At 65.6% G+C, this 25,504-nt stretch carries 20 protein-coding genes and 3 tRNA genes; 9 read left to right on the plus strand and 14 right to left on the minus strand.

The annotated features are described in order from the left end of the window. Window positions 1–83: 83 nt before the first annotated feature. Genes CUJ89_RS08190 through CUJ89_RS08200 form a run of 3 tightly spaced genes read left to right on the plus strand, consistent with a single transcriptional unit; the run spans window position 84 to window position 4,177 of the window. On the plus strand, window positions 84–2,012 hold the full coding sequence (locus CUJ89_RS08190; protein ID WP_161556544.1) for a TadG family pilus assembly protein: 1,929 nt from the start codon (window positions 84–86) through the stop codon (window positions 2,010–2,012). A gap of 11 nt (window positions 2,013–2,023) precedes the next feature. After that, window positions 2,024–3,415: a sigma 54-interacting transcriptional regulator gene (locus tag CUJ89_RS08195; protein ID WP_114176884.1), complete on the plus strand. Its 1,392-nt coding sequence runs from the start codon at window positions 2,024–2,026 to the stop codon at window positions 3,413–3,415. Window positions 3,416–3,469: 54 nt separating this feature from the next. Beyond that, window positions 3,470–4,177, plus strand: coding sequence for a DUF2968 domain-containing protein (locus CUJ89_RS08200; protein ID WP_114176885.1), 708 nt, complete (start codon window positions 3,470–3,472; stop codon window positions 4,175–4,177). Between the two features lie 77 nt (window positions 4,178–4,254). Here CUJ89_RS08200 and hfq read toward each other — a convergent pair whose 3' ends face one another. Beyond that, a complete protein-coding gene (gene hfq, locus CUJ89_RS08205) occupies window positions 4,255–4,827 on the minus strand; it encodes an RNA chaperone Hfq (protein ID WP_114176886.1) in 573 nt (190 codons plus the stop codon). 295 nt (window positions 4,828–5,122) lie between these two features. On the opposite strand from hfq, the gene CUJ89_RS08210 reads away from it, so the two are divergent. Further along, window positions 5,123–5,407 (plus strand): PXPV repeat protein, encoded by a 285-nt coding sequence (locus CUJ89_RS08210; RefSeq protein ID WP_114176887.1) that lies wholly within the window; start codon window positions 5,123–5,125, stop codon window positions 5,405–5,407. 27 nt (window positions 5,408–5,434) lie between these two features. On the opposite strand, the gene CUJ89_RS08215 is transcribed toward CUJ89_RS08210, so the two are convergent. The 4 genes from CUJ89_RS08215 to CUJ89_RS08230 all read right to left on the minus strand — a co-directional run bounded on the left by CUJ89_RS08215 (window position 5,435) and on the right by CUJ89_RS08230 (window position 10,548). Next, window positions 5,435–6,352 (minus strand): DUF1571 domain-containing protein, encoded by a 918-nt coding sequence (locus tag CUJ89_RS08215; RefSeq protein WP_114176888.1) that lies wholly within the window; start codon window positions 6,350–6,352, stop codon window positions 5,435–5,437. Between the two features lie 29 nt (window positions 6,353–6,381). Continuing rightward, window positions 6,382–8,136, minus strand: a complete 1,755-nt coding sequence (locus CUJ89_RS08220) for an AMP-binding protein (RefSeq protein ID WP_114176889.1) — start codon at window positions 8,134–8,136, stop codon at window positions 6,382–6,384. A 157-nt stretch (window positions 8,137–8,293) separates the two neighbouring features. After that, window positions 8,294–9,112 carry a TetR/AcrR family transcriptional regulator gene (locus CUJ89_RS08225; protein WP_114176890.1) on the minus strand — a complete coding sequence of 273 codons (819 nt, stop codon included), beginning with the start codon at window positions 9,110–9,112 and terminating at the stop codon, window positions 8,294–8,296. A gap of 215 nt (window positions 9,113–9,327) precedes the next feature. Further along, complete coding sequence (locus CUJ89_RS08230) at window positions 9,328–10,548, minus strand: MFS transporter (RefSeq protein WP_114176891.1); 1,221 nt, start codon at window positions 10,546–10,548, stop codon at window positions 9,328–9,330. Between the two features lie 281 nt (window positions 10,549–10,829). On the opposite strand from CUJ89_RS08230, the gene CUJ89_RS08235 reads away from it, so the two are divergent. From CUJ89_RS08235 to CUJ89_RS08245, 3 genes are all read left to right on the plus strand, one after another. Next, the gene (locus CUJ89_RS08235) at window positions 10,830–11,372 is read left to right on the plus strand and encodes a GNAT family N-acetyltransferase (protein WP_114178542.1); all 543 of its coding nucleotides are present in this window, start codon (window positions 10,830–10,832) and stop codon (window positions 11,370–11,372) included. A gap of 130 nt (window positions 11,373–11,502) precedes the next feature. Then, a complete protein-coding gene (locus CUJ89_RS08240) occupies window positions 11,503–12,129 on the plus strand; it encodes a ParB-like protein (RefSeq protein WP_114176892.1) in 627 nt (208 codons plus the stop codon). A 24-nt stretch (window positions 12,130–12,153) separates the two neighbouring features. Next, window positions 12,154–13,884 carry a SulP family inorganic anion transporter gene (locus tag CUJ89_RS08245; RefSeq protein ID WP_114176893.1) on the plus strand — a complete coding sequence of 577 codons (1,731 nt, stop codon included), beginning with the start codon at window positions 12,154–12,156 and terminating at the stop codon, window positions 13,882–13,884. A 28-nt stretch (window positions 13,885–13,912) separates the two neighbouring features. Here CUJ89_RS08245 and CUJ89_RS08250 read toward each other — a convergent pair whose 3' ends face one another. The 8 genes from CUJ89_RS08250 to CUJ89_RS08285 all read right to left on the minus strand — a co-directional run bounded on the left by CUJ89_RS08250 (window position 13,913) and on the right by CUJ89_RS08285 (window position 21,814). Then, window positions 13,913–14,842, minus strand: coding sequence for a carbohydrate kinase family protein (locus CUJ89_RS08250; RefSeq protein ID WP_114178543.1), 930 nt, complete (start codon window positions 14,840–14,842; stop codon window positions 13,913–13,915). Window positions 14,843–14,969: 127 nt separating this feature from the next. After that, window positions 14,970–15,914, minus strand: a complete 945-nt coding sequence (locus CUJ89_RS08255; protein WP_114176894.1) for an ABC transporter substrate-binding protein — start codon at window positions 15,912–15,914, stop codon at window positions 14,970–14,972. An 83-nt stretch (window positions 15,915–15,997) separates the two neighbouring features. Then, a complete protein-coding gene (locus CUJ89_RS08260) occupies window positions 15,998–17,035 on the minus strand; it encodes an ABC transporter permease subunit (protein WP_114176895.1) in 1,038 nt (345 codons plus the stop codon). A gap of 41 nt (window positions 17,036–17,076) precedes the next feature. Next, entirely contained in the window at window positions 17,077–18,630 is a 1,554-nt protein-coding gene (locus CUJ89_RS08265) for a sugar ABC transporter ATP-binding protein (protein WP_114176896.1), read from the minus strand. Beyond that, window positions 18,617–19,864, minus strand: a complete 1,248-nt coding sequence (locus CUJ89_RS08270) for an ROK family protein (RefSeq protein ID WP_114178544.1) — start codon at window positions 19,862–19,864, stop codon at window positions 18,617–18,619. The genes CUJ89_RS08265 and CUJ89_RS08270 overlap by 14 nt, the downstream gene beginning before the upstream one ends. Before the next feature lie 430 nt (window positions 19,865–20,294). After that, window positions 20,295–20,381: transfer RNA gene (locus tag CUJ89_RS08275), tRNA-Leu, on the minus strand. Between the two features lie 245 nt (window positions 20,382–20,626). After that, window positions 20,627–20,713, minus strand: a tRNA-Leu gene (locus tag CUJ89_RS08280). A 111-nt stretch (window positions 20,714–20,824) separates the two neighbouring features. After that, on the minus strand, window positions 20,825–21,814 hold the full coding sequence (locus CUJ89_RS08285) for an aliphatic sulfonate ABC transporter substrate-binding protein (RefSeq protein WP_114176897.1): 990 nt from the start codon (window positions 21,812–21,814) through the stop codon (window positions 20,825–20,827). 273 nt (window positions 21,815–22,087) lie between these two features. Between CUJ89_RS08285 and CUJ89_RS08290 the strand changes: the two genes are divergently transcribed. Then, window positions 22,088–22,525 carry a MarR family winged helix-turn-helix transcriptional regulator gene (locus CUJ89_RS08290; RefSeq protein ID WP_114176898.1) on the plus strand — a complete coding sequence of 146 codons (438 nt, stop codon included), beginning with the start codon at window positions 22,088–22,090 and terminating at the stop codon, window positions 22,523–22,525. Window positions 22,526–22,647: 122 nt separating this feature from the next. Here the strand turns inward: CUJ89_RS08290 and CUJ89_RS08295 are convergent. Next, window positions 22,648–22,734: transfer RNA gene (locus CUJ89_RS08295), tRNA-Leu, on the minus strand. Window positions 22,735–22,984: 250 nt separating this feature from the next. Here CUJ89_RS08295 and rnr point away from each other — a divergent pair. After that, window positions 22,985–25,471, plus strand: a complete 2,487-nt coding sequence (gene rnr / locus CUJ89_RS08300) for a ribonuclease R (protein ID WP_114176899.1) — start codon at window positions 22,985–22,987, stop codon at window positions 25,469–25,471. The last annotated feature ends 33 nt before the right edge of the window (window positions 25,472–25,504 follow it).

The raw sequence follows: 25,504 nt of genomic DNA on the forward strand, positions 1-25,504 counted from the left end.
ATGAATCTCGGTGGCGCGGCGCTCGCTGGCCGAGGAGACGACGTCAGCGCGGTTCCATCGTGGTCGTGGCAGCCGTCTGGGTCATGGTCGCGATCGTTGTGCTTGGAGTGATCGACGTCGCGAATCTGTATTTGCAGAAGAGGGATTTGCAGAGAGTCGCGGACATGGCGGCGTTGGCGGCAGTGCAGCCGATGACGAGCGATCCGAGCGGTTGCCTGAGCGATGCGAAAAATAATGTGACGACGAGTGCGAACATCAACGACAAGGGGTATGCGCTTACTTTCATAAGTGCGACGGCTACGGCAAATCCTACTGCGGGAAACGATCAAATTGCCGTCACCTGTGGGAGGTGGGATTCGTCGACTGCTTACGTGACGCCGGCGCCGTCTGTGGCGAATGCAGCGCAGGTTACAGCGTACCGGCAGGTGAACTACTTTTTCCTAGGGCTGTTGAATCAATTGAGCGGGCGGCAGGCGGTTGTCTCTGCGACGGCTACCGCACGCGCGGCGGCAATCGACACGTTTAGCGTGGGTGCGACGCTTGCGAACCTGAATACCTCCTCGTCCGCGATACTCGATCCGCTACTCACCGGATTGCTGGGTGCCTCGGCCAACGTCAATGTGGGCTTGGCGAATTACCAGGCGTTGGCCGGAGCAAACGTCACGCTGGGTCAGTTGGCGAGTGCTGCGACCCAACTCGGCACGGCGGGCTCGTCGGCGCCGGCCAGCGTCGGGAAGTTGCTCGGCCTCAATCTGACCGTATCTGATGTCCTGAACCTTGCCGCCACGGCGGTAGGCAGCAATAGCACGGTCGGCACTGTGCTCACCGCACTGGGCAAAAATGTTGGCGCAAATGTCAATGCCAACAAGATCTCTTTGGGGAGTCTCCTTCAATACTCGGGCAGCAACGCGGAGGCGGCGGCGAACGCCAGTATCAATGTACTTCAGTTGTTGCTCACGACGGCGGAGATCGGTGCATACAACAGCGCGCTGACGCTATCGGTCGGTCAAACCAGCTGCCCCGGCAGTGCGTTTTGTCCGCTCATTTCAGCGGTGTCGTTGCTTGTTCGAGTCAATAGCTTGCAATTGCAGGTGCTGGCGCCGCCGTCGATTGGAATTGGCGAGGCAGGACAAGTGAACGGCATCTGGCGCACGCAGGCGTCGCAAGCGGAGATCGGGCTCTACGTCGATGTGCAAGTGCTGGCGGATCCTCCCCCGCTGGGAATTCCTGGACTATTGACGCTTCAGCTTTCAGGGCCGCATTTGCCCCTCTATATCATTCTGGGCGGCCCAGCTCGGGCCTGGCTGGCTAATACGAGTTGTCAATCGACCTCGGCATCGAGCACCGCCACGTTTGGCGCTTTGCCGGGCGTGGCGATGATTTGCGCCGGACAAAATACCGGGGGGAAGCTGAATCTCAATTCCCCGAGCTGTGCGTCCAGCTCAGGCACGATTCCTGTTGCGAAGGTGTCGGGGGCAGGGCTACTCGGCAATTTTTCGCTTACGCAAGTCAGCCTGTCGCTGTCGAACCCCGTAGCGTACATTGGAAGCAGCACCAATGCGCCCGTCTACAGCGGGCCGCCATTGCCTTCGGCCCCTGGCGCGCTGAATGCCAGCCTGCCGTTGACCGCAACGGGTACTGTTTATCCGAACAATTCGCAATACTCGTTCTGCAATACCAAGCCGAGTAACGGTGCGTGCACTTCTTCTGCATGGTCTCCGGGGCCTAACTGGAGTACGTCGTCGACAGCGACCAACTCGCTTAACGTGCAACTGACCAATCTGTTGAATGGCCAGTCGCTCCAAATCAGCGTTGCGGGGCTGGATCTCTCTATCCTGAGCCAGATTCTTCAGCCGCTCACGGGGCAGCTCATTCCTTTGCTGCTCGGACTCGTTAACCCGTTGATCAACCAGTTGGTAACACCGTTGTTGACGGCGTTAGGATTGCAAATCGGTCAGCTGACCGTGATACAACATAGCCTGACGTGCAACGCTCCGCAAATCGTCCATTAAAAGCATCAGCAATGAGACCCACGCCCGCAATCGAAGAACTCGACCTGTACGTCTGGGAAGGCAAGGCGGACATCGTCGACCGCGTTGCCCGGTGCATGGCGAGCTTCGACGTCGAAGTGATCCGCGCCGACGATGCGGAAATCTCGCCCGAACGCGCCGCATTGCGGCCGTCGCTGGCGATCATCAGCGTGTCGATGATCGAAACCGGCGCCGCGTTCCTGCGCGACTGGCAGGCCAACATCGGCATGCCGGTCGTCTGGGTCGGCGCGGCACGCGACCACGACGCGTCGCAGTATCCGCCCGAGTATTCGCACATCCTGCCGCTCGACTTCACGTGCGCCGAACTGCGCGGCATGATCGGCAAGCTCGTCACGCAACTGCGTGCGCACGCGGCCGAAACGTCGCAGCCATCCGAACTCGTCGCGCACTCCGAATCGATGCAGGCGCTGCTGCACGAAGTCGACACGTTCGCCGACTGCGATACCAACGTGCTGCTGCACGGAGAAACCGGCGTCGGCAAGGAGCGCATCGCGCAATTGCTGCACGAAAAGCATTCGCGCTACCGTCACGGCGATTTCGTGCCGGTGAACTGTGGCGCGATTCCGGACGGCCTGTTCGAATCGCTGTTCTTCGGGCATGCGAAAGGATCGTTCACGGGTGCGGTTGTTGCGCATAAAGGCTATTTCGAGCAGGCGGGCGGCGGCACGCTGTTCCTCGACGAAGTCGGCGATCTGCCGCTGTACCAGCAGGTCAAGCTGCTGCGCGTGCTCGAGGACGGCGCGGTGCTGCGCGTCGGCGCGACGTCGCCGATCAAGGTCGATTTCCGCTTGGTCGCGGCGAGCAACAAGAAGCTGCCGCAGCTCGTGAAGGAAGGCCTGTTCCGCGCCGATCTCTACTACCGGCTAGCGGTGATCGAGCTGAGCATTCCGTCGCTGGAAGAGCGCGGCGCAGTCGACAAGATCGCGCTTTTCAAGTCGTTCGTCGCGCAGGTCGTCGGCAAGGAACGGCTCGCCGAGTTGTCCGATCTGCCGTACTGGCTGACGGATTCGGTCGCGGACAGCTATTTCCCCGGCAACGTGCGCGAACTGCGCAACCTCGCCGAGCGTGTCGGCGTGACGGTGCGGCAGACGGGCGGGTGGGACGCGGCACGGCTGCAGCGGCTGATTGCGCACGCGCGCAATTCGGCACAGCCGGTGCCGGCGGAGAGTGCGGCCGAAGTCTTCGTCGATCGCAGCAAGTGGGACATGAACGAGCGCAACCGCGTCATCGCGGCGCTCGACGCAAACGGCTGGCGGCGTCAGGACACGGCGCAGCAGCTCGGTATCAGCCGCAAGGTATTGTGGGAAAAAATGCGCAAATATCAGATATTCGACGAAGAGCCAGAGACCCGCGAAAGCGAGTAATTAATGAGATAAAATCGCGCTGAATTACAACGACTCGGGCGGGAATAAAACTTCATGAGCCATATGACGGGGTTGGGGCGGGCGTGTGTGTTGCTCGCAATAGTAGGAGGCATGCAGGGCGTTTACGCGCAGGGGTTGGCAGGCAATACTTCGCCGGCGGTGCAGCAGGCGTCGGCGCCGGTGGCAGCGATTCCGGTGATCGATTCGCAGGTCCAGACGTCGGTGCAGCCGCAGGCGGGCGAGACGACGGGGCCGAGCACGGTCGACGACCTGCAGCGCCAGATCCAGGCGCGCACGCTGACGGAAATGCGCACGAGCTACAACGGCAGCTACGGTGCGAGCCTGCTGTTCAACGTAAAGGACGGTGCGTACTTCGTCGCGCTGTTCCAGCAGAAGGCGTTCTGGCGCGTGATCAAGACTTACGACGAAACGCGCGCGGAAGCGATCTATCGCGATTTCTCGCACCAGGCGGAGCGGCTGGCCGTCAACGAACTGCGGGCGGCGAAGCTGGAATCGCAGAAGGCGCAAATGGACAAGCAGATCGAAGTCACGCAGGACCGGGCGCGGCGTCTGCAGGCCGATATCTCGATCGCACGCCAGCAGCAGGCGGCGGTCGCGGATCGCCAGAAGAGCGTACGCGGCGAAACGGCAGCGTTGCAGGCGCAACAGGCCGAACTTCAGTCGCAACTGCGTGCATTGCAGCAGCAGGTGCGTTCGCTGCAGCGCGAGGCCGACGCGGGCCTGCCGACGACGGCACGCTGAACTCGGCGGCGGTGCGGCGACATGCCGCGCCGGCCGCACAAGGGAAAAGGGCAAGCCTGTTGGCTTGCCCTTTTGTTTTACTGGCCGTCCGGCACGATTCGCCGGCGGCGCGTCACGATCACCGGCCCGTTGCCGCCGCGTGTATCCGACGGCGACGCGTTGCCGGGTGCGTCGCCGGTATCGCGCGGCGCGCCGTAGCTTTCGCGCGGTTCACGCGGGGCGCTGTAGCCTTCACGGGGTTCGCGCGGTGCGCCGTAGCCTTCGCGCGGTTCACGCGAGCCGTAACCCTCGCGCGGTTCGCGGGAGCCGTAGCCGCCATCGCCACGCGATTCGCGCGGGCCGCCGTGCGAGCCGTACGGGCTGTGACCGCCACCTTCGCGGCCGCCGGGGCGCCCGCCGGTGCGCGGCCCGCGGGGGCCGCCGCCGCCCGGGCGCGAGCCGCCCGTGTCGAGCTGGATCGTGGAAATCGCGCGCTTGTAGATGCCTTGCAGACCCACGGGGGTGCGCAGCATCACCAGGTACTGGTCGAACGACTCGATACACCCCGTCAGACGAATGCCGTTGACGAGATAGATTTCAACGCGCTTACGTTCCTTGCGCGCCGAATTGATGAAGTCGTTTTGCGGATGGGATTCTGCGGGATTGGCCATTGAGGTGCGGCAGGAGCCTGCGTCAGAGAATATGTTGTGCGTGTGTGTGACGTGTGCGTCCACAAGGTGTTTGGCGGAATTCTACCCTGTTCGATCGGGAAGCGCGCAGTCGTGATTGTGTCGAACCGTAACCCACTATAGACGTTCCAGCCCATTTTCGCGATTCGGCCGAACGGCCAAAGCTGTTTCGTTACGTCGCGTTACGATTCTCGCCGTGCCGTATCACCTCGGTGCGCGCGCGGCATTTACATTAGCTGCGCGAGCCGGGCAGGCCGGCATATCAGGGATTCAGAACATGAACAAGAGGCGACGGGCAGGGTGGGTCGGGGGCGTGGCGTTGCTCGCTTCCGGCAGTGCAATGGCGGGGCATGTCGACTTGTCGGTCGGCATTGGCGTACCGGTCGCACCGGTCTATGTCGAGCCCGCGCCGGTCTATGTGGCGCCTCAGCCGGCGGTGGTCGCCTATCCGGGATACGGACCCGGCTACTACGGCGATGACGACGACGATCGCTACTGGAAGTGGCGCAAGCACCATTACAAGCAATGGCGCAGGCACCACGGCGACGACGATGACGATTGAGCCCGAGGTCGATCCCGCCGGCGCGAATCAGAACGCGTAGTCGGGGTTTTTCGGGTCGAATGCGGTGTCGTCGAGCGTGGCCGGCGCGATTTTCTCGATGACGATCCGCTCGAAGATCTTGCCGTCGTTGTCATAGGATTCGACGGTCCGGAAATAGGGCGCGTGCAGGTCGAGCCCGAGGACTTCCTTCTTCGCGTAGAACTGCGGCCGGCCGGTCGGCGTTTCGTAGGTGAGCGCGACGACGCGCACGCCGCCGATCGTCCTGGTTTCCACCTGGGTCGGCCGCTGCACGCCGGCTTCCTCGTATTTCTTCCCTTCGGTCAGGTACAGGTTCGTGATGAACTCGGTGCCGAGATCCTTCACCTGGTGATTCGACTGGGCGCGCGCGAGCGCGCCGTCGAGTGCCGTCCACAGCGGAATCTTGCCGAGCAGGCCGCCGAGATGGCCGTACATCTCGTCCTTGCGCAGCGTCGTGTCGTAGATGGTCTCCTGTCCGGCATGCGCACCGCCCGGCAGCCATTTCGCATAAACGCGCAGCGGCTCGCGGGTGGTCTTCACGAGCATGCGGTCGGGCGTGTCGGACCATTTTCCGCTGATGCGTTCCTGGCGCACCATCGTGAACTGGTACGACGGATAGCCGTTAGGACCATTACGGATATAGAGCGGCACGGAGAGCGGATCGAGTGCCTTGAAGAGCGCCGTGAGCGTCGCGTCATCGAGTTGCGCGAGCGTGCCGCGCTGCGCGGCCGTGCGCAGCCAGCGCGCCTGCTGCGCGACCGGCTCGCGCGTGACCTTCGCAAGGTCCGCCGGCAGCGCGACATCCCGTGCCGCGCTCGCGGCATCGGCCGTTTCCTGCGCGTGCAGGCCCGGCTGCGCGAGCGACAGCATGCACGCGATTGCCGCGGCGGCAGCATGCCGCGCGTGGCGCTTCTTTCCTTCGTTCATCGACAGCGTCTCCCGGAGCGATGGATCGTTCAGCCTTGCTTCGCGGCCTTGATTTTGGCGAGTTCCTCGTCGCGCAGCGCGCGGCGCAGGATCTTGCCGACGTTCGTCTGTGGCAGTGCGTCGCGAAACTCGACGAATTTCGGCATCTTGTAGCCGGTCAGGTTCTTGCGACAGTGCGCGAGTACGTCGTCGGCCGTGAGCGACGGGTCGCGGCGCACGACGAACACCTTGATCCGTTCGCCCTGCACGTCGTCCGGAATGCCGATCGCCGCGGCTTCGCTGATGCCCGGATGCATCACGAGCACTTCCTCGATCTCGTTCGGATACACGTTGAAACCCGACACGAGGATCATGTCCTTCTTGCGGTCGATGAGGCGGATGAAGCCGCGTTCGTCCATCACGCCGATGTCGCCGGTGCCGAGCCAGCCGTCGGCGTCGATCACCTTGGCCGTCTCGTCGGGGCGCTGCCAGTAGCCGCGCATCACCTGCGGACCGTGCACGCACAGCTCGCCCGGTTCGCCGATGGCGGCCCAGGTGCCGTCCTCGCGGCGAAAGCGCACGACGGTGGACGGCGCGGGCAGGCCGATCGAACCGCTGAACGCGGCCATGTCGTTCAGGTTCACGGGATTCATCGTGACGATCGGCGAGCATTCGGTGAGGCCGTAGCCTTCGACGACCGGCCGGCCCGTCACCTGCTGGAAGCGCTCCGCGACCGCGCGCTGCATCGCCATCCCGCCCGCCATCGCGAGCTTGAGCTTCGAGAAATCGCGCTTGCGGAATTCCTCGTTGTCGAGGAACGCGTTGTACAGCGTGTTGATGCCGGTGATCCCCGTGAACGTTTCGTTGCGGATGATCTTCATCACCATCTTCATGTCGCGCGGGTTTGCGATCAGGATGTTGCGCCCGCCGAGTCCCATGAAGATGAACGCGTTCACCGTCAGCGAATAGATGTGATAGAGCGGCAGCGGCGTGAGCACGGTTTCGACGTCGCCCGAGACCTGGTCGGCGATCCATGCCTTCGCCTGCAGCAGGTTCGCGATCAGGTTGCCGTGCGTGAGCATCGCGCCTTTCGCGACACCTGTGGTGCCGCCCGTGTATTGCAGGAACGCGAGGTCGTCGCGCGTCGTCTGCACCAACTGCGGTTTGCCGCGCGCGCCGAGCGCAAGTGCGGAGCGCAGCCGGATTGCCTGCGGCAGGTGGTACGCCGGCACGAGCTTCTTTACGTGCTTCAGCACGAAATTGATCAGGCGTCCTTTCGCATTGAAGCCGTCGGCGAGCAGGTCGCCGAGCGCGGTGACGACGATGTTTTTCACCTGCGTTTCCGGCAGCGCGTCCTGCAGCGTGCGCGCGAAGTTCTCGAACACGACGATCGTCTGCGCACCGCTGTCCTTCAACTGGTGTGCGAGTTCGCGCGCGGTATAGAGCGGATTGACGTTGACGACGATCGCGCCGGCCTTCAGCGTGCCGAACAGTGCGACCGGGTACTGGAACGTGTTCGGCAGCATGATCGCGACGCGGTCGCCGGGCTTCACGCCGAGGCTTTGCAGATACGACGCGAACGCGTCGACTTTCCGCGCGAGCGTGCGATAGGTCATCGATGCGCCTGCGCTCACGTACGCGACGCGCTCGGCGAAGCGTGTCGTGCATTCGTCGAAGAACTGCACGAGCGACGCGTACTGTGCGACGTCGATTTCGTGCGGTACGCCGGGCGGGTATGACGCGTACCAGATGCCGTCGGTGTTCGGCGGAACCTGGGCCGCTGCGGTTGCTGCGGAAGATGACATGACGTGTCTCCGGTCTTGGCTCTCGGCGAGGGCAGGTACTTCAGCGCCTGCCTGTGCGCCGTGCTTCGCGGTCGATCGGCACGGGCGCCTCGACGCCCCGCATGACCGCGCGTACAAAACAATTCGTGAACGGGAAGCTGCGCGTGGCCCCGCGCGCTCAGTTCGTGGAATGCAGCGTCGCCGTATCGGCGGCCGACGCACCCGACGGCAGCCCGAACGCTTCGCTCGCCCCCGCGTCGTCCAGCACCGCCGCGAAGATCGACAGTTGCGCACTGTCGGGCATCGGTGCCTTCAGCGCGGCGACGATCAGCGATGACAGCCGCGCGATCATCTGCACGTCGTTCATCGTGCGGCCTTGCGAGAACTCGTCGATCAGGCTTTCCGTTTCGGCGCCCGCGAGCGCGCCGGACAGCGCGCCGATCGCGAAGTGCAGCCGCCAGCCGAGCTCCGTGCGCGGCAGATGCGGCAATGCGCGCTGGAACGCGTCGAAGAAGCGGCCGGCGACGCTCGCGTAGTGCGCGGTCAGGAAGTTGCGCACGAACGGCGACGGATCGGTGTATGCACGGCCGATCAGCCGGAGGAACCCGGGCCCGCCGCGTTCGGGATTGCGCGATGCCTTCAGCGCGGGAATGAACATCGCGCCGAGCACGTGCTCGCAGGTGATGTGCATGCCGAGCTGCGCATCGAAGCGGTCGAGAATGGCGAGGCGCTCCTGGTTGAGCTGGTCGAGCCGGCGCGACAGCATCGCGTGGATCAGCGCTTCCTTGCTGCCGAAGTGGTAGTTGACCGCGGCGAGGTTGACCGCCGCGCGCGAGGTGATCTGGCGCATCGACATCGCCTCGAAGCCATGCTCGATGAACAGATCCTCGGCCGCATCGAGGATGCGCGCCTTCGTCCCGCCGGTCTGCCGGGTGCCGGATGACCGTCCCCCGGGCGGCCGTCCCGCGGACGGCCGCCCTTCCTGATTTACTGCCATGTTCCGCCTCCCATGCCGGTCGCCCGGCCGCGAACAGGTGATTCGATCATCTGATTCAAACAGTCGTTTTTATTAAGATAAAAAAACGCGGGGGGAGCGGGCAAGCGGGGAATCTGGACAAAATCCTCTAGTTCGATGTGCGAATGCGGAAAGCGTGGTGCGCGGCCCCGGCGGGGCGGGGCGCGCGCGATGGTGCGATGCGGCAATGCGCGGGTTCAGCTGACCGAGCTACGCGTATTGACCGATTGCGTCATGTCGATGCCGCGTCGCTCGCGGCTGAACAGGATCAGCACGGCGATCACGACGGCGACGATGCCGGCCACGAGTGCGAGCGCGAAGCTGTAATTGTTGTTGTGCGAAACGGCGAGCGATGCCTGCATCGTCGCGTTGCCCGACGCGAGCAGGTTGCCGAGCTGGTAGACGACGCCGGGGAAGGTCGCGCGGATTTCGTCGGGCGAGATCTCGTTCAGGTGAACCGGAATCACGCCCCATGCGCCCTGTACCGAGATCTGCATCAGGAACGCCCCTGCGGCGAGGGCAACCGGGCCGCTCGAGAATGCCCACAGCGGCAGCACGGGCAGTGCGATCAGCGCGGAGATGAAGATCGCGCGACGCCGGCCGATCCGCTCCGAGATCGCACCGAACGACAGGCCGCCGACGATCGCGCCGATGTTCAGCACGATCGTGATCCACGACACGGTATGCGGATCGAAGTGATGCTGTTCGCGCAGGAACGTCGGATAGAGATCCTGCGTGCCGTGCGAGAAGAAGTTGAACGCGGTCATCAGCACGATCGCGTAGATCGTGAGCTTCCAGTTCTGCTTCATCGTGGCCCCGAGGCTTGGGCGCGTGCGCTTCTCCATCTGTTTCCACGCCGGCGATTCGGGCACGTGCGCGCGCACGTACAGCACGAGCAGCGCGGGCAGCACGCCGACCATGAACATCCCGCGCCAGCCGATGTACTGGTAGAAGAGGCCGAATACGACGGACGCGAGCAGGTATCCGCTCGGATAGCCAGCCTGCAGCAGCCCCGACACGAAGCCACGCGCATGGGTCGGTACGGTTTCCATCGTCAGCGCAGAGCCGACGCCCCATTCGCCGCCCATCGCGATGCCGAACAGCGCGCGCAGCACGAGCAGCGCGGTCAGGCTCGGTGCGAAACCTGACGCAAGCTCGAGCAGCGAATAGCACGCGATGTTGACCATCAGCGTCGGGCGGCGGCCGAAGCGATCGGCGAGCCGGCCGAAGATCAGCGCACCGAGCGGGCGCATCGCGAGCGTCAGCGTGAGCGCGAACGCAACGGCGGGGATGGTCGACGCGAATTCGGCGGCGATGTCCTTCAGCACGAAAACCATCAGGAAAAAATCGAACGCATCGAGCGTCCAGCCCAGGTAGGCGGCGATCGTGACGTTGCGTTGTTCGCGGGTCCAGCTCATGTCCGAGGTCTCCTCGTTGGCGTGCGCGCTCACGATGTGCATGCGGATGCCGGCCCGGCTTGCGCGCGGTGCGGGGGCACTGATCGAGTGTAGGCCGCCGCGCCGCGCGATGTGGGGCGCGATAACGTCGAATCGGGAATAATCCCTACGAAATGAACTGTTTCGAAAACGGAAACGGCGCCGCGCGAGGCAAGCGACAGGCATCTGTATCATTTCGGAAGGCTGTTTGTATCAATTCTGTAATGCGCCCGACGCGCATCGTCGCCGAATCAGGAGTCCCGATGACCGAACGTTCCGCCGCCGCGCTGCCCGTGCTCGAAACCGCCAGGCTGTGGCTGCGTCCGCGCGTGCTGGCCGATCTCGATGCGTGCATCGCGATGGATCGCGATCCCGAGGTCACGCGGCACATCGCAGGCCCGTGGCACGATCCCGTCGAGCATCGCCGCTTCGTCACGCACCGGATCACGCGCGACTATCCGCCGGGCCTCGGCTACTGGTCGATCTTCGAGAAGGCCGCGCCGGACGCGTTCATCGGCTGGATCCTGCTGATTCCCGACTATGCGGACGGCGCGCACGACGTCGAGATCGGCTGGCGGCTGGTGCGCACGACATGGGGGCGCGGCATCGCGAGCGAGGCCGCGGCGGCCGTCGTGCGTCACGCATTCGACACCGTGCACCTGCCGCGCGTGATCGCCGATATCGCGGAGGCCAACAGCGGTTCGCTGAACGTTGCGCGCAAGCTCGGCATGCGTCGCGTGAGCGTCGTGCAAGATTGCATTCCTTACATTCGTCATCGTCTCGAACGCAACGATCTGCGCGCGTAGCGCAGCGTCATGCGCACGCGCGGGCGGTTGTCAGAGATCGTCAATCGGATGCGTATCGAGGTCATGACGTATTAACGGCTCGCACGATCAGGAGTATCGTTGCCGGAATTTCGCAACATGGGGTACGACCATGGCACTCGGCACCGACGTTCATCTCATTCCTGTCAGGCTCGACGCGCTGCGTCCGACGCAGATGACGGTTGGCTATCGCGAAGTCAAGGCGAAGCGCAAGCACTGGAAGGCGCTCGACAAGCGCGCGCGCAAGGCTGCGATCGAATCGCACTGGTTTCCGGCCGTCCTTGGCCCGGACGGGCTGCACTACATCACCGATCACCACCATCTCGGCCTCGCGCTGATCGAGGAAGGCGAGTCGCGCGTGAACGCGATGCTGTTGAAGGATCTGTCGTGGCTCGACAACACGATCTTCTGGCGGATGATGGAACACAACCAGTGGGTGCATCCGTTCGGCGCGGACGGGTCGCGGCGCGACTATGCGCATTTGCCGAAGGCGCTGACGGGGCTCGAGGACGATCCGTACCGCAGCCTCGCCGGCGAGCTGCGCACGGCGGGCGGCTATGCGAAGGACGCGACGCCGTTCAGCGAATTCCTGTGGGCTGATTACCTGCGCCAGCACGTGTCGCTCGACCAGATCCGCAAGAACTTCGCGAAGGCACTCGACGTCGCGCTGCACCGCGCGCACGAACAGGATGCGCGCTACTTGCCCGGCTGGTCGGGCGTCATCGCCGTCAAGTCCTGACCGGCGCACGGCACCGACCGCCTCATGACGACCGCCCCGATTCGCCCCGACGCCGGCCCGCAGCATGCCGACCATTTCACCGCGCTCGACGCGCCGCCGCCGCCGCGCACGCGGCGCATCGGTCTCGATGCGCTGGCCGGCCTGTCGATCGCCGGCCTGCTGATTCCCGAGGCGGTCGCGTATGCGGGGCTGGCAAACCTGCCGCCGCAGGCCGGTCTCATCGCGCTGCTGTCGGGGCTCGTCGTCTATGCGCTCACGGGCAGCAGTCGCTTCGCGATCGTGTCGTCGACGTCGTCGTCGGCTGCCGTGCTCGCGGCGACCGTGCTCGCGGAGTCGGGGATGGCGCTTGCCGAGCAACTCGCGCTCGCGGCAGCGCTCGTGGCGATGACGGGCGTGCTGTTCATTCTGGCGGGCGCCGCGCGGCTCGGCGGCATGTCGGATTTCGTCGCGCGGCCCGTGCTGCGCGGCTTCACGTTCGGCCTCGCACTGACGATCGTCATCAAGCAGTTGCCGAAGATTCTCGCGATTCACGTGCAGCACAGCGATGCGCCGCGTGTCGCGCTCGACCTGATTACCGGCGCGCCGCACGCGAACCTCGCGAGTGCCGTGCTCGGCGCGATCGCGCTGGCGCTGCTGTTCGTGCTTGGGCGCCGCTCGCGCGTGCCGGCGACACTCGTCGTGATCGTGCTGTCGATCGCGGTCGGTTATGCGATCGACTGGCAGCGATACGGGATCGCGATCGTCGGCCATATCGACTTCCGGCATCTCGAATTCGGCCTGCCGAATCTCGACCGCAACGCATGGATGCAGACGGTCGAGCTCGCGTTCGCGCTGATGCTGATCCTGTACGCGGAGTCGTACGGATCGATCCGCAACTTTGCGCTGAAGCACGGCGACAGCGTGTCGCCGAACCGCGACCTCGTCGCGCTCGGGTGTGCAAACCTCGTGTCGGGCCTGCTGCACGGGATGCCGGTCGGCGCGGGCTATTCGGCGACCTCGGCGAACGAGGCCGCCGGCGCGCAGTCGCGCTTTGCCGGCCTGTGGGCGACGGGCGTGGTCGCGCTGATCGTCTGGCTGCTGCTGCCGCAGCTTGCGCGCACGCCGGAGCCCGTGCTCGCGGCGATCGTGATCTTCGCAGTGAGCCACTCGCTGCATCCGTCCGTATTCCGGCCGTACTGGGCGTGGCATCGCGACCGGCTCGTCGTGATCGCCGCGCTGCTCGCGGTGCTCGTGCTCGGCGTGCTGCACGGGTTGCTCGCGGCCATCGGCGTGAGCCTGCTGCTGACGCTGCGCAAGCTGTCCGAGCCGAACGTCAGCGTGCTCGGCCGGCTGCGCGACAGCCACGACTTCGTCGACGTCGCGAGCCATGCCGACGCGAAGCCGGTGCCGGGCGTGCTGATCGTGCGGCCCGAGGCGCAGCTGTTCTTCGCGAATGCGGACCGGATGCTGAATCGCGTGCGCGCGCTGATGAAGGCCGCGCCGGACGCGCATACCGTGCTGCTGAGTCTCGAGGAAACGCCGGATGTCGATGGCACGACGATCGAATCGTTGCGCACGTTCGCGGCCGAATGCACGGCGCGCGGGCTGCGGCTCGCGATCGTGCGGCTCAAGGTGCACGCGCTGCATGCGCTGCGCCGCGCGGCGGACGATACGCTGCACGACGACGCGATGTCCGAGCTGAGCGTCGACGAGAGCCTGCAGTTGCTGCAGGCCGGCATGCGGCCGGGCGGCGGCGACGGAACGACCGCCGCGTGACCGGGCGGCATGTCGGCGCCGTCTATTGCTAAAGCACCGCGTCGGCCGGGCGGTTGGCCATGTCGGCCACTTCCGCAGCCGTCGGCGCATAGGCGCCTGCATGCGCACAGGCGACCGCCGCGCACGCGGCCGCGTAGCGCAGATGCTCGGCCGCCGATGCACCGGGCCGCGCAAGCTGGCTCGCGAGCCAGCCGCCGATGCTCGCATCGCCGCAGCCGACCGTGTCGGCTACCTCGGCCGGGAACGCGGGCTGGAACAGCACGGTGTCGCGATGCAGGAGCTGCATGCCGGATGCGCCGCGCGTGACGAGCATGGTCGCATCGGGCGCCCACGCGCGCAGTTGCGCAAGTGCTGCTGCTTCGTCGAGTTCGGGAAACAGTCCGTGCAGATCCTCGTCGGATACCTTGATCCAGTCGGCGAGCCCGGCCAGCCGGCGCAGCGTGTCGCGATATGACGGTGCGGCCATCGGCGCACGGTAGTTCGGGTCGAACGAGATCCGCTTGCCGGCCGCACGCGCGGCCTGCGCAACTTCGATCAGGCGCGACGCGAGCGGTTCGCGCACGACCCCGAGCGAACCGACGTGCACGATCTCGGCCGCGTCGAGTGCACCGGCGGGCAGGTCGGCCGGATCGAACGCGAGATCGGCGCTGTTTTCGCCGATGAAGAAGTAGTGGGGCGGCTGCTTCGACGCGACCATTGCGAGCAGCGGTGTGCGATCGACCTGCCGGATGAAGCGCATGTCGAGCCCCGCGTCGGCACTCTTGCGCATCAGCTCGTCACCGAAGATGTCGCGGCTGACCGTGCCGGCGAAGGCCGTCGGCACGCCGAGTCGCGCGCCGACGCGCGCGACGTTCCAGCATGAGCCGCCGGCAACGCTGCGCCAGTGCTGCGCGTCGTCGCGGATGAAATCGGTCAGCGCTTCGCCGAATACGATCAGGCGGGGAAACGTCGTGGTCATGTCGAAACCTTGTGCCGCGGCGTTGCGCGCGGCCGTGCAGCGGGTGATGTGAGCGGGCGGGCGGCGCCAGCCGTCGCGTGCGGCGACGTGGCCCGGCACTGCCCGGTTTCGCGGGCGGGCGGCGCGATCAGCGCGGGGCGCTCCAGCCCTTGTAGCTTTTCACGTTGTCGCGCGTGATGAGCGTCGGCTCGATCAGGATCATCGGATTGGCCGGCTTCTGGCCGTTCATGATTCCGTAGCCGACGTTGACGGCCTGCTGCGCCATCGCCCACGGGTCCTGGCTCGACGACGCCTGCACCAGCGTGTTGGACTTGAGCGCCACCTCGATGTCGGGCGCGCCGTCGACCGACGTGATCACGATGCCCGGCCGGTTCAGCTGCTTCGCGGCGAGATCGCTGCCGATCGCCTGCGGGTCGTTGATCGTGAACACCGCATCGAGCTTCGGAAAGCGCGTCAGGTAGCCCTGCATCGCGTTCATCCCGCCTTCGCGCGAGCCCTTGCCATCCTGGTCGCTCGACAGCAGCTTGATGCCCGCGTTTTTCGCGAGCACGGTCTTGCAGCCGTTGACGCGATCGATCACGGCCGACACCTGCGGACCGTTCTCGATGATCACGTTGCCCTTGCCGTTGAGTTTCTTCGCGATGTAGTCGCACGCCAGCTCGCCGGCCTTCACGTTGTTGGTCTGCACTGTCGCGTTCGCGCCGGCCGCCGCGACGTCGATCGCCACGACCGTGATGCCGGCCGCCTGCGCCTTCTTCACCGCCGGCTCGATCGCCTTCGGGTCGGTGGCGTTGAGCAGGATCATGTCGACGTGTGCGGAGATGAAGTTGTCGATCTGCGTGAACTGCTTGTTCAGGTCGTAGTCGGCCGACACGGCCGTGACCTTCGCATTCGGGTTGAGCTGCCTGGCGCGCGCCTCGGCGCCCTTGACGATCGTGACGAAGTACGGGTTGCCGAGCGACCCGACCGTGACGCCGATCGATTTGAGCGGCTTGTCGGCCGCGTGTGCGGCGGAAGCGCCGAATGCGAGTGCGCAGGCGACGGCGGTCAGGGCGGCTTTGTGCTTGAACATGTCGTTGTGTCTCCGTGAGGTCGGTGGGCGGGCGGCGCAGGAGGACCTGCCTGCGCCGCAAGGTTGAATGGACGGGAAGGGTGTCAGGTGCGTGCCGAATCGCGCTGGCGATAGCGGTCGAGCGCGACGGCACCGATGATCACGAGCCCCTTGATGATGTACTGCCAGATGTCGGACACGCCGAGCAGCACGAGACCGTTCGTCAGTACTGCGATGATCAGCGCGCCGATCAGTGTGCCGACGATCGAGCCGACGCCGCCGACGAAGCTCGTGCCGCCGAGGATCACCGCGGCGATCGCGTCGAGTTCGTAGGACTGGCCGAGCTGCAGGCCGTTGGCTGCATAGAGTCGCGCGGCCGACATCACCGCGCCGAGGCCCGCGAGCAGCCCCGACGCCGCATACACGAACAGCTGGATCGCCCGCACGTTGATGCCCGACAGGCGTGCCGCTTCCGGATTGCCGCCGACCGAATAGATCCGCATCCCGAGCACCGTGCGGCGCAGGATGAACCACGAGATCGCGATCACCGCGCACGCGATGACGACGAGCCATGGCACGCCGAGGATCGTGCCGTTGCCGATGAACGCGAACGGCAGTTGCGGATTGAATAGGGTCGTGTCGTTGCCGATCAGGCGCGCGACGCCGCGCACGGCCGTCATCGCGCCGAGCGTGACGATGAACGGGGGCAGGCGCAGGAACGAGATCAGGCCGCCGTTGATCGCGCCGAACACGAGACCGACGGCGAGCGCGAAGGGCACGCCGAGCCAGCCCCAGCCCGGAATGGTCGACGCGAGCAGCGCCGCGACGGCCGCAGCGGCGAGCACCGAGCCGACCGACAGGTCGATGCCACCTGTCAGGATCACGAAGGTCATGCCGGCGGCGAGCACGATGTTGATCGACGCCTGCTGCGTGACGATCGACAGGTTCTGCAGCGTGAAGAAGCCGTCGGTCAGGAAGCCGAAGGCGATGCACAGCACCAGCAGCACCGGCAGCATGCCGGCGGTGCGGATCAGCGACTGCATGCGTGCGCGATGAGCGGCGGCGCGCAACTGGGGAGTACGATCGCCCACCGGATGGGCCGTCGCGGAAGCGAGGTTCCGCTGCTTGGTCGGGTTGATCATTTCGGTAACCTGAATGTAAGAGTGAAATGAAAGAGCGGGGCTCAGTGCGCGTCGGCGAGTTCGGCCTGCGAGCCGGTGGCGAGCGCGATGATGGCTTCCTGCGTGATGGGCGTGTGCGTGTGGCCGCCGAGTTCGCCCGCGATCTCGCCTTCGCGCATCACGAGCACGCGATCCGCGACGCCGATGATCTCCGGCAGCTCGCTCGAGATCACGATCACGCCCACGCCGGCACGGGCCAGTTCGTTGATGATCCGGTAGATTTCCGATTTCGCGCCGATGTCGACGCCGCGCGTCGGTTCGTCGAGGATCAGCACGCGCGGCTTCGTCTCGAGCAGGCGTGACAGCAGCACTTTCTGCTGGTTGCCGCCCGACAGCGCGCCGACGTTGACGTTCGCGTGGGGTACGCGGATCGACAGCGATGCAATCGCGTCGCGCGCGCGTTCGCCGCCGCGTGCGAGGTCGAGCGCGCCGAGTCGTGCATCGCGGTTGCAGACCGAGATGTTGATGTTGTCGCGCACGCTCATGTCGAGGAACAGGCCCTGGCGCTTGCGGTCCTCGGTCAGGTAGACGAGGCCCGCGTCGATCGCGGCGCGCGGCGAGTGCGCGCCGAACGTGCGGTCGCCCAGCTTCACGTCGCCGCGCACGCGCGGTTCGGCGCCGAAGATCAGCCGCGCGAGTTCGGTGCGGCCCGCGCCGACGAGCCCTGCGATGCCGAGCACCTCGCCGGCGTGCAGGTCGAGGCTGCAGCCGCGCACGCGCGCGCCGTCGGCGATGTCGCGTACCGACAGCAGCAGGTGGCCGGGGTCGTACGGCGCGTGTTCCTTCTTGTAGAAGCCGGAGATGTCGCGGCCGACCATCATCGCGACGAGGCGATCGGCCGACAGCGATTCGCGTTCGAGCGTGCCGACGTACGCGCCGTCGCGCAGCACCGACACGCGGTCGGACAGTTCGTAGATCTCCGCCATCCGGTGGCTGATGTAGATGATCGCGAGACCTTCCTCGCGCAACTGGCGGATCAGGCGGAACAGGTGCTCGGTCTCGCGCGACGACAGCGGCGTCGTCGGCTCGTCCATCACGAGGATGCGTGCGCGGGTGTGCACGGCGCGCGCGATCTCGACGAGCTGCTGTTCGGCGATCGACAGCGTGTCGACCAGCGTGTCGGGCCCGAACGATGCGCCCAGGCGCGCGAGTACGTCCTGGCAGCCGCGCGCCATCGCCGCGCGGTCGATCGTGCCCCAGCGCCGGTTGCCGCGCCGCAGTTCGCGGCCGACGTAGATGTTTTCCGCGACGGTCAGGTTCGGCGAAAGGCACAGCTCCTGGTAGATCACCGCGACGCCCGCATCGCGCGCGGCGAGCGGGCCGTCGATGTCGATGCGTTCGCCGTCGATCAGGATCTCGCCGCCGGCGTCGGCGCGGTACGCGCCCGACAGGATCTTCATCAGCGTCGACTTGCCCGCGCCGTTCTCGCCCATCAGCGAATGGATCTCGCCCGGATAAACGGTCAGGCTGACGTTGTCGAGTGCGCGTACGGCCGGGAATGTCTTGCTGATCCGGCGCATCTCGAGCAACGGGCGGGGCGACTCAGAACGCGACATGGTTGACCTCCTGCGAGTCGGTGCGGGCGCCCTTGAGGATGCCGGCCCGCGGGGAAAAGTTGAAGAACATCGGCAGCGTGGCGGCGCCGATCGCACCGGCGTCGGCGCCGAACGTGCCGCGCACGAGCACCGGGGTGCCGCGCGCTTCGGGCGCGGTGGCCACGAGCGCCGCGCGCAGGCGTGTCGTGACCGCGTCGAGCAGGCCCGCGTCGGTATCTGCGTCGAGCACGACCACCGGCGCATCGACCACGCACAGCACCGCGCGCAACGCCGGCGCAAGCGCGTCGACGCAATCGTCGATCCATTCGTCGACGGCCGGCAGGCCGCGCGCGATGCACGCTTCGAGATCCGCGCGGTTCTCGACCGTCTCACCGTGATGGCGCAGATGGCGCACGAGCGCATGCAGCGACGCGCGCGCGAGCAGGATGTCCCACGGGCCGCGCGGTGGCGGTGCGGATGCCAGCCGGCTCGGCGGCACCGGAATCACGGCGATGTCGCCCGCATTGCCGGTTACGCCGCGCAGGCAGTCGCCGTCGATCGCGATGCCGCCGCCGATCGCCGGCCCGATGAACAGGTAGACGAAATCGTCGCACTGCCGGCCGTATCCGTAGAACAGCTCGGCGATCGCGGCTGCGTTACCGTCGTTTTCGCCGAAGACGGGCAGCGACAGCGTGCGACCGAGGTCGCTCGCGAAATCGACGTCTTCCCATGCGTGGAACGTGTCGGGCGCGAGGCCGAGTTCGCGCATCCACGCGCCGAGGTTGTAAGGCTGCGCGACGCCGATGCCCGTCAGGCGGGCGCGGTCGTGGTCGGGGAGCAGGGCCTGCATCGCGTCGATGTCGTGACGCACGATCTCGAGCACGTCGGCGGGCGGAGGCAGCAGCATGTCGTGGGAGCGGCGGCCGAGCACGTCGCCCGCGAAGTTGACCAGCGCAGTTTCGATGCGCATCCGGTCGAGATGGACGCCGATGCCGAACGCGCCGCGCGGGTCGAGGCGGATCAGCGATGCCGGCTGGCCGCGCTGGCCTTCGGTGCGGCCCGCGAATTCGATCAGCTTGGCGTCGGCGAGCGACGCGATGATGCTGCCGACCGCCGTGCCCGTCATGCTCGCGAGGCGGGCGAGATCGGCCTTCGACGCGCTGCCGGCACGGCGCAGCGTCTTCAGCAGCAGGCGCTCGTTGTAACGGCGCACGTTGGCCGAATTGCTTCCCTGGCCGATGTGCGGACTTCTCATGGCGTCTCCTTCCATGTCGCGCCGCTCGGCGGCACATTAAATAAATCACGTTGATTTATTTAACCGCGGGAACGCCGGCATGTCAGCCTAGGGAAATCCCGGTTTCGTTCTGTGATGGGAGGGTGGCGGCGCGAATCCGGAGCAATTGTTTGCCGTTTGCCGCCGGATTCGCGGCATGCTTTCACGGCGTGCTGACGCTGTTCGCGGAAACCGAGGCGATTTGTCCGTACGATGGCCAGGGACGGAATCAAGCGCTCCGTGCGCGTGAGCGGGGCGGCGTGAGTTGCGTTGCCGATGCCGTGATCCTGCGGCGAGGAGGGCGCGCGCAGGGCTTGGCGAATCGATGGGGTGGAACGTGCGGCGCAGCCGCATTGAATTCCGGAGCCGGAAATGAAAAAAGGTCGGCTAGAAACCGACCTTTTTAAATGAGTGGTGCCCAGGAGAGGACTCGAACCTCCACGATGTTGCCACCGCTAGGACCTGAACCTAGTGCGTCTACCAATTCCGCCACCTGGGCACGTTTCGCTTGCTGCAATGCGAAGACCGCTATTTTAGCGTGTCTTTCCGGGCTGTCAACATAATTTGAGGTCGCGAACGAAAATAATCGGGCGGACTTTCTCGGGGGAGTCGGGCAGGGTGCGCAAACTCGTGGCGGCCAACGTGCATCGGCGAACAGGCGATTCCGGTTGCGCGTATGCGTATATCGCTTCCAGGTAGCGCAAATGAAAAAAGGCCGGCTAGAAGCCGACCTTTTTAAATGAGTGGTGCCCAGGAGAGGACTCGAACCTCCACGATGTTGCCACCGCTAGGACCTGAACCTAGTGCGTCTACCAATTCCGCCACCTGGGCACGTTTCGCTTGCTGCGATGCGAAAACCGCTATTTTAGCGTGTCGTCAGAGCCTGTCAACACAATTTCATCCGGAGCGATAAAAATACCGCGGCCCTTGCGCGACGGGCTCTCACGCGCCGACCGGGTCCGCGCGTTTCGCCGTGAAGTTCCAGCGCTGCGCGTGGCTCGTATCGACGCGGGCCGGCAGCAGTCCGGCCGCGAGGAACGTGTCGGCGATCTTCTGCTGTTCGCCGAAGTTTTGCGCGACCACTGCGCGGACGAGGTAGCTGCGTCGCGCGTTCGCTCGCGCGATCGTCGCTGCGTCGAGCCCCCAGATCGGCGCGAGCGTATTCGCGGCCTCCTGCGGGTGGTCGCGCAGCCACGTGCCGGCCTGCGACAGTTGGTCGAACAGGATCTGGACAACGTCGGGCCGCGCGGCCGCGAAACTGCTCGATGCGAGGTAGTAGCGCTGGTATGACGCGAGTCCGTTGCCGTCGGCGAGAATCCGCACGTCGGGATTCCGGTCGACCGACGCGACATAGGGATCCCACGTGATCCATGCGTCCACGCTGCCGCGCTCGAACGCTGCGCGGCCGTCCGCCGGCGTCAGGTAGTGGATCGCCGCGTCGGCGGGCGCGAGCTTCGCGCGCGCGAGCGCGGCAAGCAGCAGGTAATGGCTGCCGGCCGCCTTCGTGACCGCGATGCGCTTGCCCTTGAGATCGGCGAGCGTGTGTAGGGCGCCGTCCTGCTTGACGACGATTGCCTGCGCCTTCGGTGAAGGCGCTTCCTGCGCGATGTACACAAAACGCGCATGCGCGGCCTGCGCGAAGACCGGAACCGTGTCGGCGACGTCGGCGGTGAAATCGACGGCGCCGACGTTGAGCGCTTCGGTCAGCGGCAATCCGCTCGCAAATTCATGCCACGACACGCGCAGGCCGAGCGGCGCAAGCGCCTGCTCGAGCGTGCCGCGCGTCTTGAGCAGCGTGATGAGCGTCGACGATTTCTGGTAGCCGATGCGCAGCGCGGCAGGCGCGTTCTCTGCATGCGTCGGGATGCCCGCGACAGTGAGGCCTGCGGCCAGTATCGCGCGCGCGAACGCGCGGCGGTTTATCGACGTCATGAATCGTGCTCCTCGTTGGGTGCGTTGCATTGAAGCGAGCCGGCTAACGTACCAACGGGGCGGGCGGACGATAACCGATAAATTCTGCTATCGATCCGACTGGCGGGCATAAGGAGGAGCGCACCCGGTGCAAGGGCGTGGCAGCCGGAGCGGCGGCCGCCGGCGGGCATTGAGCCGGTGCGGGTTGGTGCCTGCGCGAGTGCCGGTGTGCCTTGAAAAATCCTGACGTCGCAATTTTTGTGTGGGTCAACAATCTGCGACTCAGCCAGCACGATGGAACACGACATGCCGAAGAACTTCCTGCTCACCGATAGCGTGGGGTTTGCGCTCGCGAAGGCACGTAACCTGGTCGCGTCCGAGATGGACGCGGCATTGAAGAATCTCGACATCACGACGCAGCAGATGGGTGTCCTGCTGTCCCTGCGGATCGGCATGGCGGCGACGCCCTTCGAATTGTCGAAATTGCTCGGGGTCGACACGGGGCTGATGACGCGCCTGCTCGATAAACTGGAGGGCAAGGGGCTCGTCGAGCGTTCGCGCAGCCTGAGCGACAGGCGGGTCGTGAACCTTGCGTCGACGGAAGCGGGGCAGGCGGTCGCGGCGCAGATTCCGGAGGTCGCGCCAAAGGTGCTCAACGCGCGGCTGCGGAAATTCACGAAGGCCGAGTTCGGCGAGCTGTGCCGACTGCTGCGCAAGTTCATCGGCGATTGAGCGGCTGCGGGGAGGCCGCGGGCGCGGTATCTTGAGTTGTCCTCACGCAAGGCGTACGGGCGCTTTGTTTCCGGGCCGGAAATGAAAAAAGGCCGGCTCGAAGCCGACCTTTTCAAAACAGATGGTGCCCAGGAGAGGACTCGAACCTCCACGATGTTGCCACCGCTAGGACCTGAACCTAGTGCGTCTACCAATTCCGCCACCTGGGCACGTTTTGCAGTAGCTGCTTGCTGCAAAGAAGCGAAATTATAGCGCCCCAATTATTCGTGTCAACACTTTTTTGTGGCGCATCGCAAACCGGCCGCCGCCGCGCCTGCCCGCGGCATTCCCGTCATTTGGTGACACAAGGCGGGTGATAGAATGATCCGCCGCCGTCAATATAGAACTGTCTGACGGACACCTCTATGTTGATGCCGGGCACCATCAGTCAACGCAACGAGAACAATCATCGACAAACCCTTGAGCAAATATCCGTACCCCATTCCGAGCCGTGAAGAGATTCTCGGCGTGCTGCGGACGAGCGACGCGCCGCTGGCCGCCAACGACATCGCCGAAGCACTGTCGATCAAGCGTCAGGAGCGCGAGGGGTTCTTCCGGCGTGTCGCTGCGATGGAACGCGACGGCCAGATCCGCCTCGACAAGCGCGGCCACTACCAGTTGACCCATCCGTCGAACTTCGTCGCCGGGCGCGTGCAGGGGCATCGTGACGGCTACGGGTTCGTGATCCGCGACGACGGTCAGGACGACCTGTTTTTGCCGAACGGCGAAATGCAGAAGGTGATGCACAACGATCGCGTGCTCGCGCGGATCGTCGGCTACGATCGCCGCGGCCGCCCGGAAGGACATGTCGTCGAAGTCACCGAACGCGCGAACAAGCGCGTGATCGGCCGCTTGCTCAACGAGAACGGTGCGCTGATCGTCGCGCCGGAAGACAAGCGCATCGGCCACGACATCATGATCACGCAGAACGTGAAGAAGGCGAAAGTCGGGCAGGTCGTCGTCGTCGAGCTGACCGATTTCCCGAGTCGTCATTCGCAGCCGCTCGGCCGTGTCGTCGAAGTGCTCGGCGATATCGACGATCCGGGCATGGAAATCGAAATCGCGGTGCGCAAGTACGGCGTGCCGCATGAATTCAGCCAGCCGGCGCTTGACGGCGCCGCAGCGCTGCCCGACAAGGTGCTGCCGGCCGACCTGCGTTTCCGCGTCGACCTGCGCGACGTGCCGCTCGTGACGATCGACGGCGAGGATGCACGCGACTTCGACGACGCCGTCTACTGCGAGCCGGTCAAGGTCGGTCGCGGCGACGGCTTCCGGCTGATCGTCGCGATCGCCGATGTGTCGCACTACGTACAGCCGGGCAGCGGGCTCGATGCCGATGCGCTCGAACGCAGCACGTCGGTCTATTTCCCGCGCCGCGTGATCCCGATGCTGCCGGAGAAGTTGTCGAACGGCCTGTGCTCGCTGAATCCGCAGGTCGACCGCTGCGTGCTCGCGTGCGACATGGTGATCACCGCGCGCGGCGAGATCAAGGCGTACCAGTTCTATCCGGCCGTTATCCATTCGGCTGCGCGCCTCACGTACACCGAAGTCGCGGCCGTGCTGTCGAACACGAAGGGGCCGGAGGCCGCGCGTCGAGCGGACCTGCTGCCGCACCTGCAGAACCTGTACGGCGTCTACAAGTCGCTGTTCACCGCACGGCAGAAGCGCGGCGCGATCGACTTCGATACGACCGAGACCTACATCGTCTGCAACTCGCAGGGCAAGATCGAGCAGATCGTGCCGCGCCAGCGCAACGATGCGCACAAGCTGATCGAGGAATGCATGCTGGCCGCGAACGTCTGCGCGGCCGATTTCCTGAAGCGCAACAAGCATCCGGGCCTGTACCGCGTGCACGCGGGGCCGACGCCGGAGAAGCTCGAGAACCTGCGCGCGTTCCTGCGCGGCATGGGCCTGTCGCTCGGCGGCGGCGACAAGCCGCATGCGAGCGACTACGCGGCGCTGATGGCGCAGATCCGCGATCGGCCCGACGCGCAGATGCTGCAGCCGATGCTGCTGCGTTCGATGCAGCAGGCCGTCTACAGCCCGGACAACATCGGCCACTTCGGTCTCGCGTATGAGGCGTACGCGCATTTCACGAGCCCGATTCGCCGCTATCCCGACCTGCTCACGCACCGCGCGATCTACGCGATCCTGTCCGGCAAGAAGTACGTGCCGAAGGAGCCGGACGGCTTCGAGCTGAACACCGCGCTGTCGCCGCGCGCCCGCGCGATGCAGCAGGCCGACGACGAGGCGAAGAACCGCTCGCGTTCGAACGTCGCGATCTGGGAAGAACTCGGCCTGCACTGCTCGGCGAACGAGCGGCGTGCGGACGAAGCGTCGCGCGACGTCGAGGCATGGCTCAAGTGCTACTTCATGCGCGACAAGCTCGGCGAGGAGTACGGCGGGATGGTAAACGGCGTGACGTCGTTCGGCATCTTCGTCCAGCTCGACACGCTGTTCATCGAAGGGCTTGTGCATGTCACGGAACTCGGCTCGGACTATTTCCAGTACGACGAGATCAAGAACGAGCTGCGCGGCGAACGGACGGGTATCCGCTATCGCCTGTCGGACCGCGTGCGCGTGCAGGTGAGCCGCGTCGATCTCGACGCGCGCAAGATCGACTTCCGCCTCGTGCGCGATACGCCGGTGAAGGCGCCGCGTCCGGCGCCCGCGCCGGCTGCCGCAGGCGCCGGTGCCGATCGCAACGGCCCGCGCGTGCATGCGCTGCCGCAGGCGGAGGAGCCCGTGCCGCGTCGCAGGAAGGCCGCGAGCACGCCGAGCGGCGCGGTGAATGACGCGCGCGCTGCACATGTTGCCGCGAAGAAGAAGGGCGGCAGTGGCGGTGGCGGTGGCGGTGCGGCGGCGAAGCCGACTGCGAAGAAGTCGCGCACCCGCAAGAAGTATTGAGCGTTCGGGGCGGCGCAAGCGCATGCCCCGCAG

Origin of the sequence: Burkholderia pyrrocinia, from assembly GCF_003330765.1 — a bacterium.
GTDB classification, from domain to species: Bacteria; Pseudomonadota; Gammaproteobacteria; order Burkholderiales; family Burkholderiaceae; genus Burkholderia; species Burkholderia pyrrocinia_B.